At 74.1% G+C, this 14613-nt stretch carries 9 protein-coding genes; 6 read left to right on the plus strand and 3 right to left on the minus strand.

What is annotated here, in order from left to right:
- The first annotated feature begins 53 nt into the window (after positions 1-53).
- Together BMW27_RS21655 and BMW27_RS21660 are read left to right on the plus strand one after the other, a co-directional pair.
- Positions 54-4046, plus strand: a complete 3993-nt coding sequence (locus BMW27_RS21655) for an nSTAND1 domain-containing NTPase (RefSeq protein ID WP_091448313.1) — start codon at positions 54-56, stop codon at positions 4044-4046.
- 339 nt (positions 4047-4385) lie between these two features.
- The gene (locus BMW27_RS21660) at positions 4386-5885 is read left to right on the plus strand and encodes a hypothetical protein (RefSeq protein WP_139206958.1); all 1500 of its coding nucleotides are present in this window, start codon (positions 4386-4388) and stop codon (positions 5883-5885) included.
- Between the two features lie 146 nt (positions 5886-6031).
- On the opposite strand, the gene BMW27_RS21665 is transcribed toward BMW27_RS21660, so the two are convergent.
- Together BMW27_RS21665 and BMW27_RS21670 are read right to left on the minus strand one after the other, a co-directional pair.
- Positions 6032-7543 carry a flavin-containing monooxygenase gene (locus BMW27_RS21665; protein ID WP_091448318.1) on the minus strand — a complete coding sequence of 504 codons (1512 nt, stop codon included), beginning with the start codon at positions 7541-7543 and terminating at the stop codon, positions 6032-6034.
- Positions 7544-7839: 296 nt separating this feature from the next.
- Positions 7840-8673 carry an alpha/beta fold hydrolase gene (locus BMW27_RS21670; RefSeq protein WP_091448320.1) on the minus strand — a complete coding sequence of 278 codons (834 nt, stop codon included), beginning with the start codon at positions 8671-8673 and terminating at the stop codon, positions 7840-7842.
- Between the two features lie 768 nt (positions 8674-9441).
- Here BMW27_RS21670 and BMW27_RS24190 point away from each other — a divergent pair.
- On the plus strand, positions 9442-10119 hold the full coding sequence (locus BMW27_RS24190) for an NAD(P)/FAD-dependent oxidoreductase (RefSeq protein WP_245743801.1): 678 nt from the start codon (positions 9442-9444) through the stop codon (positions 10117-10119).
- A gap of 6 nt (positions 10120-10125) precedes the next feature.
- Here the strand turns inward: BMW27_RS24190 and ychF are convergent, their stop codons facing one another.
- Entirely contained in the window at positions 10126-11199 is a 1074-nt protein-coding gene (ychF, locus tag BMW27_RS21680) for a redox-regulated ATPase YchF (protein ID WP_091448321.1), read from the minus strand.
- A 220-nt stretch (positions 11200-11419) separates the two neighbouring features.
- Here ychF and BMW27_RS21685 point away from each other — a divergent pair, with 220 nt between their 5' ends.
- From BMW27_RS21685 to BMW27_RS21695, 3 genes are read left to right on the plus strand one after another with little or no spacing between them, the layout of a single operon-like run.
- Positions 11420-12616, plus strand: coding sequence for an inositol-3-phosphate synthase (locus tag BMW27_RS21685; RefSeq protein WP_091448322.1), 1197 nt, complete (start codon positions 11420-11422; stop codon positions 12614-12616).
- Positions 12613-13512, plus strand: a complete 900-nt coding sequence (locus BMW27_RS21690) for a hypothetical protein (protein ID WP_091448323.1) — start codon at positions 12613-12615, stop codon at positions 13510-13512. Before BMW27_RS21685 ends, BMW27_RS21690 begins: the two co-directional genes overlap by 4 nt.
- Before the next feature lie 51 nt (positions 13513-13563).
- Entirely contained in the window at positions 13564-14589 is a 1026-nt protein-coding gene (locus BMW27_RS21695) for a class I SAM-dependent methyltransferase (RefSeq protein WP_091448325.1), read from the plus strand.
- Positions 14590-14613 lie beyond the last annotated feature (24 nt).

The raw sequence follows: 14613 nt of genomic DNA on the forward strand, positions 1-14613 counted from the left end.
CGCGCCCCGGCGCACCACCCGCGACCTCTGGCCGCCGAACCGCCGGTGCAGCCATGACGTCCCTCTTCGTGAGCCACAGCGCCCGGGATTGGGCTCCGACGCAGCAGGTACGGGAGTGGCTCCGGTCCGAGGGCTACGCCGCCCTGTTCGTCGACTTCGACCCGGACAGCGGCATCGGAGCCGGCCAGGACTGGGAGCGTGAGCTGTACGCGCAACTGCGCAGGTGCGACGGGGTCGTGTTCCTGGCCAGTTCCAGTTCAACGGCGTCCCGGTGGTGCTTCGCCGAGCTGAGCCTGGCCCGCGCACTGGGCAAGCCGGTGTTCCCCATCCGGGTGGAGCCCGCCACGCGGATGGACCTGCTGGACGACGTCCAGTGGGTGGACCTGGCCGAGGGGGACGCTGCGCTCGACCGTCTGCGCGGGGGGCTGCAGCGGGCCGGTCTCGATCCGGCTGACTCGTTCTCCTGGGATCCCATCCGGTCGCCGTACCCCGGGCTGGCGCACTTCGAGGCCGCCGACGCCGCCGTCTTCTACGGCCGGGGCCCGGAGACCACCCGGCTCCTCGAGCTGCTGCAGCCCACGATCCTGCGGGGGCCGGGCCGGTTCGTCGGGATCGTCGGGCCCTCGGGCAGCGGCAAGTCCTCCCTGCTGCGGGCGGGGCTGCTGCCTCGTGTGACCCGCCTGGGGACGAGGTGGGTGGTGCTGCCGCCCGTGCGGCCGGGGTCGGATCCCACCTGGCGGCTGGCGGGGTGCCTGTCGGAGGCGTTCGCCGCGCACGGGGTCCCGCGGTCCCGGACGGACGTGGCGGCGGACCTGGGACGGGGTCCCGATGCGCTCGCCAGTCTGGCGGGGGAGCTCGCCGAGCTGTGCGGTGACCTCGGGGAGGAGCGGCCGAGGGTCCTCGTGGTGGTCGACCAGGCCGAGGAACTCCTCACGTCGAGCGGGCGACGGGAACAGCAGGCGTTCCTGCACCTGCTCACCGGGGCGCTCCGACGGGAGCGGAGCCCGCTGTGGGTCGTCGCCACGCTGCGCTCGGAGTTCTTGACGAGTGCGCCCGAGCGGGCGGGGCTGGCCGAGGCGATCGACGACCCGCTGGTCGTGGAACCCCTCAGCCGGTCCCGTCTGCCGGAGGTCATCGCTGGACCGGCTCGACGCGCCGGCCTGGACCTGGACCCCGGCCTGGTCGAACGGATGGTGGAGGACACCGCGGGCGGCGACGCGCTCCCCCTCCTGGCCTACACGCTGAGCGAGCTCTACGACCGCGTCGGACCCGGGGGCAGGATCCGCAGCGCCGACTACGAGGCCGTCGGCGGGGTGGTCGGCGCGTTGCAGAGACGCGCCGACCACATCCTCGACGAGCTGATCCGGCGCGGCCTCGGCCCGACGGTCCTGCCGACGCTGCTCCAGCTCGCGGCGGTGGAGCACGGGGAGGAGCCCACTCGGCGGCGCGTGGAGTGGCGGAGCCTGACGGACGAGGAGCGGACCGTCGTCGGTGCGTTCGTCGAGGCGCGCCTGCTGGTGAGCGCCAGCGGCACGTCGGACGACGCCGGCGAGGGCACCGTCGAGGTGGCGCACGAGGCGCTCCTCCGGCAGTGGCCACCACTGCGTTCGGCGATCGACGACGCCAGGGAGTGGCTGCAACGACGCTCCGAACTGGACCGCCTCGCGGCGGACTGGGAGCAGGGCGGACGGGACGAGTCCTTCCTCCTGCGCGGCGGGCACCTGGCGGCGTTCGACCGCTGGGGGGACGAGCACCTGGAGGACCTGCGCCCGCTCGAGCGCCGCTTCCTGGAGAGCAGCCGGGAGGTGGCCGCTCGGGAACTCGAGGTCGCCCACCGGACCAACCGTCGCCTGCGGATCCTGGCGAGCGGGCTCGCCGTCTTCCTGGTCCTCGCACTCACCGCCGGCGGGCTGGCGTGGCGGCAGGACCGGGAGGCCCAAGCGCAGGCCCGTCTGGCGCTGGCCCGGCAGCTCTCGTCGGACGCGGACCGGCTCGTCGACTCCCAGCCGGACACGGCGATACTGGCCGGGCTGCACGCGCTCGGCGTCGCCCCCCGGGGCACGGCGCCTCCCGCCGCGGGCCTGGTCACCGCGCTGGCGCGGGTCACCCACGTGTCGCGGACCCTCTTCGGCCACACCAACCAGGTGCACGGCGTGGCCTTCACCCGCGACGGTCGCGTCCTCGCCTCCGGCGGGGGCGACGGTGTGGTGCGGCTGTGGGACGTGGCCACGGCTGGTGAGCGGGCCACGCTCCAGCACGGTGGCGAGGTGTGGAGCGTGGCGTTCGGCCGCGATGACCGGCTGCTCGCGTCCGGCGGTCGCGACGGACTGGTACGCCTGTGGGATCCGGCGACCGGTCGGCCGGACGGGCCGGCACTGGAGCACGGTGCCGCGGTGTGGAGCACCGCGTTCAGCGCTGACGGCCGCTTCCTCGCCTCGGGCGGCAGCGACGGCGTGGTGCGGGTGTGGGACGTCGCGTCCCGGCAGCCCCACGGGGATCCCCTGACCGGCGGCAGTGGCTGGGTGCAGAGCGTGGCCTACAGCTCGACCGGGGTCGTGGCCGCGGCCGGGGACGACGGCGTGGTCCGCATGTGGGACAGCGGGTCCGGCCGGCTCCTGCACGAGCTCGTCGGCCACGAGGACGAGGTGAACACGATCGCCTTCAGTCCGGACGGCGGCGTCCTCGCCTCCGGCGGGTGGGACGCCACCGTCCGGATGTGGGACACCCGCACCGGCGAGGTCCTCCACACCCTCCCGGCGACTTCCGCAGAGCACGTGGTCCGCGGGCTCGCCTTCAGCGCGGACGGCGCACTGCTCGCCTCCTCGAGCTCCGACGACACCGCCAGCGTGTGGTCCGTGGCGAGCGGACAACCGGTGGGCCAGTCGTTCGTCGGGCACCCGCAGGACGTCGACGGCCTGGCCTTCAGCCCGGACGGCCGTCAGCTCGCGACGGCGGGTTGGGACGGCACCGTGCGGCTGTGGGAGGTGGTGGAGACGTACTCGGTCAGCCGCGCCTACCCCGGTCACTCCGCCGAGGTCCTCGACGTCGACGTGAGCGCCGACGGCCGGCTGCTGGCGACCGCCGGTGCGGACGGCACCGCACGGCTGTGGGACGTGACGTCCACGCGGCCGCACGGCCCGGCGTTGCAGCACGACGCTCCGGTGAACGCCGTGGCGTTCCGTCCCGACGGCCGCGTCCTGGCTTCGGCCGGCGAGGACGGCGTGCTGTCGCTGTGGGACGTGGCGACCGGGAGCCCGCTGCAGGAGCCCATCGCCGTCAGCGAGCACGCCCTGCTCGGCGTCGCGTTCAGCCCCGACGGGCGGCTGCTGGTCCTCGGGATGGCCGGTGGGGTCGTCGAGCTCTGGGACGCGGAGTCGCGCGCACGCCACGGCGAGCCGCTGACCGGCCACGTCGAGGACGTGAACGACGTCCTCTTCAGCCCGGATGGCTCGCTGGTCGCGTCGGCCTCGACCGACGGTACGGCGCGACTCTGGAGCGCGGCATCGGGGCGTCCTGCAGGCGAGCCGCTGTCCGGTCACGCCAGCGAGGTGTACGGCGTCGCCTTCCATCCGGACGGGCGGGTGCTCGCCACCGGTGGAGCCGACGACGCCGTCCGGCTCTGGGACGTCGGCACGGGAGTGCAGATCGGCGAACCGCTGGGTGGGCACGACGGCGGAGTGCTGGGCGTCGCCTTCAGCCGCGACGGCCGCTCCCTCGTCTCCGGCAGCGAGGACCAGTCCGTTCGTGCGTGGGACGTCCGATCGCGGCTCCCCCGCGGTGCGCCGCTCACCGGGCACGAGCAAGCGGTGACCGGCGTGGCGTTCACCCCCGACGGTCAGCAGGTCGCCTCGTCGAGCCACGACGGGGCCGCGCGACTGTGGGACGTCGACTTCTCCACGTGGGCCCAGGCCGGCTGTGGGCTGATCGGCCGCAACATGACCATGGCCGAGTGGACCGACCTGCTCCCCGATCTCCCGTACCGGCGGACGTGCCCGGGGGTGCCACCGGGACACGGCGCGCCGCGGAACGCCCCGGCGGCTCAGTGACGAACTGGTGGCCCACTCGCCTCGTCACAGTGCGGTCCAGCTACGGCTGCAGACCCGACCCCCTTCGGTCCGCCGGCGCGCGTTGCCCTCGTGTCGGAGGGGATACGGACTCGACCCGCCCAGGGGTCCTCCGGTGGGACGAGTGCCTGCGGTCCCGCCGACGGAACCGGACCCGTCCTGACGTGGCCTCGTCGTCGAGTCCCGCCGGCGCCTGAGCGGTCGGACCGGTGCCGGTTCCGATCGAGGGCGCGGATTGGCGCGCCACCTGCTGGGTAGCTGCGGGCGACGGCCGTCGACGCGGCAGCCCGGCCGCCCGGCCGCTCACGACAGGGGGCGACGATGACACTGCCTGATCGCGACGCGGCGAGGGACTGGATCGGCAGGACGGTGGTCGACCGCGACGGCGCCGAGATCGGGGTGTGCGCCGCCCTGTTGGCCGACGAGGCGACCGGGCTGCCGGAGTGGATGTACGCCGATCGCGACGAGGTGACCGTGGTGGTCCCGCTCCTCGACGCGACGGGGACCGGTGACCGGGTCCAGGTCACGGTCACCCGGGCCGACGCCGACGGCGCGCCACGGTTCGGTCCGGCGCGTGAGCTGTCCCAGGAGCAGGAGGCGGAGCTCTACCGGCACTACGGGATCGAGTACTCGACCTCCACCTCCGACAGCCTGCTGCCGGTCGCCGAGGCCGAGTCGACCGAGGCCGAGTCGACCGAGGCCGAGTCGACCGAGGCCGGGTCCACCGTGTCCGAGCCGACCGCACCGGAGCCGACCACGTCGGAACCGACCGGGGCCGGACCGACCGGGACCGCGCCGAACGGGACCGCACCGGACGCGGCCGCCGGGCAGGTCGTCGCCGGCGGAGGTGCGGGTCGCCGTCGCGGCGTGGCGGCCGCCGTGGCCGCGCTCGCGGTCCTGGCAGCGGTCGTCGCGGCCGTGCGACTGCGCCGCGGATCGACCCTCGGGTCGGTGCGCCTCTTCCGGCGCGCGGCTCCCCCGCCGAGGTCGGCCGCGGCCCGCGCCCTCGCCGGCACGGCCGCCGCGCGTGATCGAGCCGTGCCGCTCGCCGCCACAGCCGCACCGGTGCTGGAGGCCTCCCTCCGCCGCGCTGCCGTGGACGCCGCGCAGCAGGGCCGTGCGGCGGCGACGGCGGCGTGGACCTACACCGACGAGGCCGCGGCGCGACTCACGCCGCTGCTGGCCACGACCGGGCAGGCGGCCTGGCGCGCCGCCCGCGCCGGGACGGACTCGGCCCTGCGGGCCACCGATGCAGCGACCCTGGCGGTCGGGGCAGCCCTGCCGCGGGTGGTCGCCGGCGTCGGCCGTGCGGGGCGGACGGGTCTGCACGCGGTGCTCACGGTGGGCGCGGCGGCCGAGGCGGTGCCCGAGGTGATCGCCGAGACCGGAGAACGACTGGAGAAGGGCTGGGGGAGAGTCATGGGCAGGTTGTCGTTGGGGCTCGGTTTCGGGGTCGGGTACGTGCTCGGCGCGCGCGCCGGGCGGGCCCGGTACGAGCAGATCAGGCAGGCCGCGGCCGGCTTCATGGAGCGGCCGGAGGTCCAGCAGGCCGTGGAGCAGGTCAGGGCCGCCGCTCCGGCTCCGCTGCAGAGCAGCATCGACAAGCTGTCCGGGGGTGGGCCCGGCCGCCACAGCGTCGACGCCGGCGGCAGCACCGACACGGTCGACATCGACGCGCTCGTCGTCGACGAGGTCGACGTCGTCGTGACGCCACCCCCGCCGGTGACGGGGACGGGCGGCCCCGGCGGGACGGACGCTCCGCTGGCGGACCCGCTGATCCCGCCCGCCAAGTCGGACGACGGCCCGGCCGGACGGCCGTGACCCCGGCGTAGCGCTCGCGGCCCCTGCTGGTCCGACCGCTCCGCGCCGGTGCGGGTGAGGCGTGTGCTCACCCGCACCGGCGCGGAGCGGTGGATCGGGCAGGTGGACGGGTGACCGCCCTCCGCCCGCCCTCGGGACAGCCGGGCTCAGCGGTAGACGAGCGTCCCGTCGTCGAGGTCGGCCTTGGGCAGGAGCTCCATCTCCTCGGCGTGCTCCGCCATGTGCGTCCACGGCTCCCGGTCGCCCTGCTTGAACAGGACGTGCTGCGAGCGCATGACGTACCCGGCGTTGAAGTTCTCCGGATCCGACCACGGCCGGATCCGCATGTCGGCGTCCTCCGGCCGCAGCGTCGGGACGACCATGGTGGCGCCCTTCGCCTCCATGGTCTCGAACAGCCGGCAGACCAGGTCGCTGACGAGGTCGGCACGCAGCGTCCAGCTGTGCCGGAAGTAGCCGAACACGTAGGCCATGTTCGGGATGCCGCTGATCATGATGCCGCGCCAGGTGACCCGTTCGGGGAACTCGACCGGTTCGCCGTCCACGGTGAAGTCGACGTCGCCGAAGGCGGACAGGTTGAACCCGGTGGCGCTGACGACGACGTCGGCCTCGAGCTCCTCACCGGAGCCGACCCGGATCCCGTTCTCGGTGAACGTGTCGATGGTGTCGGTGACGATCGAGGCCTTCCCCTCGCGCAGTGCCGCGAAGAGGTCGCCCTCCGGGACGATCGCGATGCGCTGCTGCCACGGGCGGTAGCGGGGGGTGAAGTGCTTCTCGATGTCGAAGCCCTCGGGCAGCAGCGGCTTCAGGGACTCCATGAGGAACGTGTGGAGCTCGTCGGGCGCCTCGAGTGACATCCGCGCCAGCTCGTTGAACTGGGCGGCGTAGGCGCGGCGGAGGATCTCGTGCGTCCAGTCCTCGGGGATGTTGAGCTGGCGCAGCGTCACGGCGAGCTCGTGCGTCAGGGGTGGGGCGAGGAAGTAGGACGGCGAGCGCTGCAGCATCGTCACGTGCGCCGCCTGCTGGGCGATCGCCGGGATCAGCGTGGCGGCCGTGGAGCCGGAGCCGATGACGACGACGCGCTTGCCGGCGAGGTCCAGGTCCTGGGGCCACTGCTGCGGGTGGATGACCAGGCCCTGGAACCGGTCCAGACCCTCCCACTGCGGCTGGTAGGGCTTGTCGTGGTTGTAGTAGCCCTGGCACATCCACAGGAAGTCGGTGGTGAACTGCAGCTGCTCGTCGGTGTCGCCGCGGGTGACCTCGACGGTCCACCGGCGGTCGTCGGTGGACCAGCTGGCCGAGGTGACGCGGTGCTGGTAGCGGATGTGCTGACCGAGGTCGTCCTCCTCGATGACCTCGTCGAGGTAGTTGAGGATCTCCTCCCCCGCGGCGATCGACGGCCCGCGCCAGGGCTTGAACCGGTAGCCGTAGGTGAACAGGTCGCTGTCGGAGCGCACGCCCGGGTACCGGTGGGTCCACCAGGTGCCGCCGTGGTTGTCCTGTGCGTCCAGGATGACGAACGACCGGTCGGGGAACTGTTCCTGGAGGTGGTGCGCGGCGCCGATCCCGGAGACCCCCGCACCGACGATGAGGACGTCGACGTGCTGGGTTCCGCTGCTGCGCGGCTCCTGGACGGTTGCCGCTTCCGTGGTCGTCGTCATGAGGGGACCTCCAATGTCCGGACAGTGACCTAGGTCACACTAGTGTCTCCCTCAGGTACGTCAGGCGCCCTCGCGGAACCGCAACGACCCCTCGGGGCGGGTTGCAGGGCCTGGACGGTGGGGTCCCTCACGACGCCCTCGACGGGGCCTCGGAGGCACGCGCCGCGAGGATCGATCCGCCGCCTCCGTGCGCGTCCGCACCGCGGCCCCTCACCGGCCGGGCGGGAGACGTGCGGACATCCGTCGAGCAGCGGTGGATCGGGCTCCCGCGGACCGGTCGGATACTCCGTCGCTCGTCAGGTGAGCGGGTGCTCGGCGAGGAAGTCCTGCACCAGGGGCAGGAACTCCTCGGCGCGCTCGACGCCGAGGGCGTGGCTGGAGCCCGGGCCGGTGAACAGGTGCAGCTTCGCCCCGGGGATCGTGTCGGCCACCTGCCGACCGTGCCAGGGCGGGGTGAGCAGGTCCTGCTCGCCGGCGATGACGAGGGTGGGCGCCGTGATGCCGCCGATCCGGTCGAGCGTGTCGTGGGCCAGGTCGGCGTCCCACTGCTCCGCGGTGGTCCGGATCTGCTGCTCGGTGCTGGGGAACAGCGGCAGCAGCTGCTCGACGAGCTCGCCGAACTCCGGGCTGTCGAGCAGCTGCGGCGAGAAGGCGATGCCCAGGGCCCCGAGCGCGGCCTCCATGTCGCCGGTGCGCCACGGGTGGGCGAGGCCGGTGATGACCGCGCGCTGGAAGCCGTCGGTGCGGGCCCAGGTGCAGTAGAGGACGAGCGAGGCCACCCGCTCCGGAGCGGCCAGCGCGAGCTCCTGCGCGATGGCGCTGCCCAGGGAGTAGCCCAGGACGTGGGCCCGCTCGATGTCGAGCACCTCGAGCAGCCCCCGGGCGTCGGCCGCCAGCGAGGCCACGCTGATCTCACCCGAGCCCCGCTCGGACCCGCCCATGCCGCGCAGGTCGTAGGTGACCACGCGGTGGCGGCCGGCCAGCACCGGCGCGCTCTCGGCCCAGAACCCGAGGGACTGCGTCGTCCCGTTCACGATCAGCAGCGGTTCGCCCTCGCCGTACTCCTGGACCGCGACGGAGATGTCGCCGACCTGGACGGTCCGCTGCGGGTGCGTGGTGGGAGTGGTCACGGCGTCTCCAGCACTGTCCGGGGTGGTAGGGAGGGGCGCGAGCACACCACAGGGACGAGCCGTTCCGGAAGAGCTCACCTGGTGCCCGGCCGGCGCAGCGGGCCCACGACGCGGAGAACCGGCTGCTCCGCGGCTCGAACCGAGGACGGCCGGATCACCCCCGTGTACGCGGTGCGCGACCGGACGAGCCGGGCAGGCTGGATCATGTGGCCGAGCTGCGGCCGTGACGGAGGTCCGTGGCCTGTGCCCGAGGAGCAGACGTGGAGCACCACGAGGTACTGGTCGTCGGTGGCGGCAACGCCGGCATCTCGCTGGCGGCGCGATTGCTCCGCGACGGCGCCCGCGACGTCGCCGTCGTGGCTCCGCAACCGGTGCACCGGTACAAGCCGCTGCTCAACTACGTCGGCGGCGGCGAGGCGGCGATGGCGGACCTGGAACGCCCGATGCGGGACGTCGTCCCCGATGGGTGCCGGTGGGTTCGCGACAGCGTCGACGCGGTCGACGCGACCGCCATGACGGTGCGGACGCGCGGAGGGCGCACGCTGCACTGCTCGACCCTCGTCCTCTGCCCCGGCCTCGAGGAGGACTGGGACACCACCCCGGGGCTGCAGTCGGCGTACCACGACGGGTGGGCGGCCTCCACGTACGTCCCGGGCAGCGCGCCGCAGGTGTGGCCGCGACTGACGTCGCTGCGGGCCGGCTCCGTGGTGTTCACCGTGCCCCCCGGAGCCGGCGTCCTGCGGTCCGACGGCGCTCAAGCCGCTGCTCATGGCCTGCGACCACTGGCGGCGTGCCGGTGTGCTGCAGGACCTCCAGGTCCGGCTCCTGCTGCCCGCTGCGACCCCGACCGGAGTCCCGGCGGCCGACGAGGTCCTCGAGCACACCTTCGCGACCTACGGCGTGGAGGTGCTGCGCGAGGCCCGGATCGAGCACGTGGACTGGGACGTGCACGCCGTCACGGTCGCGACGGGCACCGGCCGGCGGGTGCTCGAGGACGTCGCCTTCGCCCACGCCGTCCCGCACTACCGGGCGCCGCGGTGGATCGCCGACGCCGGCCTGGCCGCTGACCCGGCCCCGGGCCTGGTCGACGTCGATCCGCACACGCTGCGCTCGCGCCGGCAGGAGTCGATCTGGGCGCTGGGCGACGCGGCGGACGTGGCGACCCGGCCGTCGGGTGGAGCGCTGAGGAAGCAGGTCGACGTCCTGGCCCGGAACATCGCGGCGGTCCGTGATGGCGGGGAGTTGCAGCGGTACGACGGGTACACGGTCATCCCGATCACCCTGGACCGCCGGAAGCTGGTGCTCGTCGAGGTCGACCGCGACGGGCGGCCGTCCCCGTCGGTGCCCTTCCTCGACCCGGTCAAGCCCCGCCGGTCGACCTGGCTCCTCGACCGCTACGCACTGCCGGTGATCTACTTCCGCCGGATCCTCCGGGGACGGGTGTGACCGCCGTCAGACGTTGAAGCGGAACTCCACGACGTCGCCGTCTTGCATGACGTAGTCCTTGCCCTCCATGCGCACCCAGCCGCGGGCCTTGGCCTCGGCCATCGACCCGGCCTCGACGAGCTGGTCGTAGGAGACGATCTCGGCCTTGATGAAGCCGCGCTGGAAGTCGGTGTGGATGACCCCGGCGGCCTGCGGGGCGGTCGCACCGACGGGGATGGTCCAGGCGCGGGCCTCCTTGGGGCCGGCGGTCAGGTAGGTCTGCAGGCCCAGGGTGGCGAAGCCGATGCGGGCCAGCTGGTGCAGTCCGGGTTCCTCCTGGCCGATGCCGGCGAGCAGCTCGGCGGCCTCCTCCTCGGGCAGCTCGGCGAGCTCGGCCTCGATCTTGGCGTCCATGAGGATCGCCTCGGCCGGCGCCACCAGTGCCCGCAGCGAGGCGATCAGCTCCTCGTTCGCCAGCTCTTCCTCGTCCACGTTGAACACGTAGAGGAACGGCTTGGTGGTCAGCAGGGTCAGCTCGCGCAGCGGCTCGGGGTCCACGCCGGCGGAGAAGAGCGTCTTCCCCTCGTCCAGCACCTTCTGCGCGTCCAGTGCAGCGGCCAGCAGCGCGGCGCGCTCCTTGTCCTTGCGCGCCTCCTTCTCCAGCCGCGGGATCGCCTTCTCCAGCGTCTGCATGTCGGCGAGGACGAGCTCGGTGTCGATCGTGGAGATGTCGTCGGCCGGGCTGACCTTGCCCTCGACGTGCACGACGTCGGGGTCGGTGAACACCCGTATGACCTGACAGATCGCGTCGCTCTCGCGGATGTTGGCCAGGAACTTGTTACCCAGTCCCTGCCCCTCGCTGGCGCCGCGCACGATGCCGGCGATGTCGACGAACGACACCGTCGCGGGGATCGTCTTCTGCGACGAGAACAGCTCCGCCAGCGTGCCGAGGCGCGGGTCCGGCACACCGACCACGCCGACGTTCGGCTCGATGGTGGCGAAGGGGTAGTTCGCCGCCAGGACGTCGTTCTTGGTCAGCGCGTTGAACAGCGTCGACTTGCCGACGTTGGGCAGCCCGACGATCCCGATGGTGAGACTCACGGGAGACCAGCTTACGGGCGTCTGCAGCAGCGCCCGAGCGGCGAGGGCGGCCCCGTCCGCACCCCGTCGATCCGGTCGGGGGACCCGGCACGCGGACTCGAAGACTGGACCGACTCCAGTTTCGACCTGCGGGCGCCGGTGACCCGTGTCACGGTAGGTCGTGCGTCATGGTGTCGAGTGCGAGGGGGATCCAGTGTCCGCTGGACCACGCAGGGTCGGGATGGCCGTGGTCGGCCTCGGAGGAGCGGTCGCCACGACCGCCGTGGCGGGGCTGGAGATGCTCCGCGCCGGCGGGGGCGACGCGACCGGGCTGCCGCTGGCGGGGCTGGAGGTCGACGGCCGCCCCGTCGAGGAGGCGACCGGCATGGCCGGCTACGCCGACCTGGTCGTCGGGGGCTGGGACCTCGACGGCACGGATCTGCGCAAGGCCGCCGAGCTGCACGGCGTCCTCGACCACCACCAGCTGGAGCAGGCCGGGCCGCACCTGTCCTCGGTGACGCCGTGGCCCGCGGCCGGGGACGCGGACTTCTGCCGCAACGTGACCGGCGGCAACGCGGTGCTGGCCGAGACCCGTCGCGCCCAGGTCGACGCCGTCCGGGCCGACCTGGCCCGCTTTCGCGCGGAGCACGACCTGGACGGGCTGGTACTGGTCAACCTGGCCTCCACCGAGCGCTGGCCGGACCCGGAGGCGCCCGCCCTGCAGACGATCGAGGCCTTCGAGGCCGGGCTGGACGCCGATGACCGGTCGATCACCCCGGCGATGGTGTACGCCTACGCCGCGATCGCCGAGGGTGTGGGCTACGTCAACTTCACCCCGTCGCTGGCCGCGGACGTCCCCGCGCTGGTGGCCTTCGCCGAGAGCCGTGGCGTCCCGGTCGCCGGCAAGGACGGCAAGACCGGGCAGACGATGATGAAGACGGTGCTGGCGCCGGCCTTCCGCAGCCGTGCGCTCACCGTCGAGGGCTGGTACTCCACCAACATCCTGGGCAACCGCGACGGCCTGGCCCTCGAGGACCCGGACTCGCTGTCGAGCAAGCTGCAGACCAAGGGCAGCGTGCTCGACTCGATCCTCGGCTACCCGGTCGAGGACCACGTCGTGCGGATCGACTACTACCGCCCGCGCGGCGACCAGAAGGAGGCCTGGGACGCCATCGACCTGGTCGGCTTCCTCGGCCAGCGCATGCAGGTCAAGGTCGACTTCCAGTGCCGTGACTCGATCCTGGCCGCGCCGCTGGCCATCGAGCTGGCCCGGCTGACCGACCTGGCGCAGCAGCGCGGGCAGGGCGGCGTGCAGACCCAGTTCGGCTGGTTCTTCAAGGCGCCGATGTCGCCCGACGGCAGCACCCCCGAGCACGCCCTGCACCGGCAGGAGCGCGTGCTGCTCGACTGGGTCGCCGGCGCGCCGGCCGGCCGGTGAGGGGCGGCTCCCCCGCTCTCGCCGAGCTCCGCCCGCTGCTGACCGAGGTCGGCGACGCCAAGCGGGTCCGCGTCGCCGCCGTCCCCGGGTCGCTGGCCGAGCAGGCCTTCGCCCGCGCCTGGGGGCGGCTGGTCGCGGGTGAGGACGCGGCCGCGGTCGTGATGTCGGAGACGGCGGCGGCAGTGGCCCGCGCGCGGCTGGCCGGCATCGACGGTGCGGTGCTGCGGACGGCGGGCCTGGCCGACGACGAGGCGCTCGACGTGCTGCGCCGCGGCTTCGACGAGGTCGCCGGCCCGCTGGACGCCGGCCTGCGGACGGAGCTGCGTGCGGCGCTGCCGCTCGCCGTCCCGACGCCGGAGCCGCCGGCGCTGGCCGGGCTGCTCAACCGCCAGCCGCGCGCCGGGGCCACCGCTCCCGGGAAGCCCCGGGTGGTCGTCGAGCCGCCGGAGAGCCACGGCGACCACTGCCTGACCGTGGCCGTCTACGGCGTGCTCGTCGCGCCGGTGTTCGGCGCCGACCCGGTCGCGCCGTTCCTCGTCGGCCTGGCCCACCACCTGCACAACGTCGTGCTGCCCGACGCCGGGTTCGCCGGCGAGGTGCTGCTCGGGGGTGCGCTGGACCGGGTGCTGACGACGCTGGAGGAGCGCGAGCTGGCCGCCCTGCCCGGCCCGCTGGCCGAGCGGCTGCGCACGGTGCTGCGGCTGCGGGCCGACGCCGGGGCGCCGGAGTCGCAGGCCTTCCACGCCGCCGACGTCCTCGACCGGGTGCTGCAGGTGCACCACCACGCGCGCGCCGCCGCGTTCACCGCCGACCAGGCGCTGGACGACCTCGAGCTCGTGCACGCGGGGCCGGTGCAGGCCTTCCACCTGGACGTCCTGGCGGCGGCGGGACTGTGAGCGGCTCCGCCGACCTGGCGGCTGCGCCGCGCGGGAGAGGACGGTGAGGCGTTGAGCACGGCGGCGCCCGCCGTCCCGGTGGTGGACGGCATCCCGTTCGCCAGAGCCGGCCGCGACGAGCTGCGTGCGGAGGTGGCCGGTCTGCTGGCGCACGGCGAGGTCGAGCGCGCCCGCGTGGCGCTGCTGGCCGACGCCGACGACTGGTGGACCGAGCCGCCCCCGCCGCCCGAGCAGCTGGCCCGCGTGCCGGCCGCCCGCACCCTGCGGGAGGCGATGGGCCTGCTCGGCATGGGCCGGGTGGCCGACTACTTCGCCCACCGGTGGTCCGACCCCACGCACCTGGCGGGCCTGGCCCTCCTCCAGCAGCACTGGCCGGGGCCGAGGCCGGTGGTGGACGTCGCCTGCGGCACCGGCACCCACCTGCGCGAGCTGGCCCGCCGCGGCTGCACCGACCTGGTCGGGGTCGACGTCGTCTGGGCCAAGCTGTGGCTGGCCCGCCGCTTCGTCTGCCCGGAGGCGCGCTACGTGTGCGCCGACGTGACCGGCGTCCCCGACCTGGGCGTGCCGACGCCGGCCTACGTGCTGTGCCACGACGCCTTCTACTTCCTGCGCGACAAACCGGCCGCGGCGGCGGCGATGCACGAGCTCGCGGGGGACGGCGGCACCGTCGTCGTCGGGCACGCGCACGTTGCCGACCGGCACGGCGAGCCGCTGACCCCCGAGGGCTACGCCGCGGTGCTCGGCACCGGTCTGCTCTACGACGACGCGGAGCTCACCGAGTCGCTGCTCGCCGGCCGCTCGCCCCGGTCCGCCGCAGCCGTCGACCTGCACTCGAGCGAGGCGGTGGCCCTCGTCGCCGGCGACCCGCGCTCCCCCGCGCCGGTCGACCTCGGCGAGCCGCTGCCGCCTCTGCGGCCGAACCCGCTGTACACCGCCGGGGAGCTGCGCTGGCCCAGCGAGCGCTACGCCGGCGAGTACGGGCCGCGGTCGACGTACCTGCCGGCCCGCTGGCCGGACCCGCTGCCCACCGACGCCGCCCGCCGCCGGCTGCTCGTCGACCTCCCGGAGGCGTGGTGAGCAGCACCGGTACCCGGCTCGACC

The organism is Geodermatophilus poikilotrophus (assembly GCF_900111455.1).
GTDB lineage: Bacteria > Actinomycetota > Actinomycetes > Mycobacteriales > Geodermatophilaceae > Geodermatophilus > Geodermatophilus poikilotrophus.

Bases quoted from the DNA above. Each gene is read 5' to 3' on its own strand.
- BMW27_RS21660 (WP_139206958.1), top strand. From the start codon at position 4,386: ATGACACTGCCTGATCGCGACGCGGCGAGGGACTGGATCGGCAGGACG.
- BMW27_RS21665 (WP_091448318.1), bottom strand. From the start codon at position 7,543: ATGACGACGACCACGGAAGCGGCAACCGTCCAGGAGCCGCGCAGCAGC.
- BMW27_RS21685 (WP_091448322.1), top strand. From the start codon at position 11,420: ATGGCCGTGGTCGGCCTCGGAGGAGCGGTCGCCACGACCGCCGTGGCG.
- BMW27_RS24190 (WP_245743801.1), top strand. From the start codon at position 9,442: ATGGCCTGCGACCACTGGCGGCGTGCCGGTGTGCTGCAGGACCTCCAG.
- BMW27_RS21655 (WP_091448313.1), top strand. From the start codon at position 54: ATGACGTCCCTCTTCGTGAGCCACAGCGCCCGGGATTGGGCTCCGACG.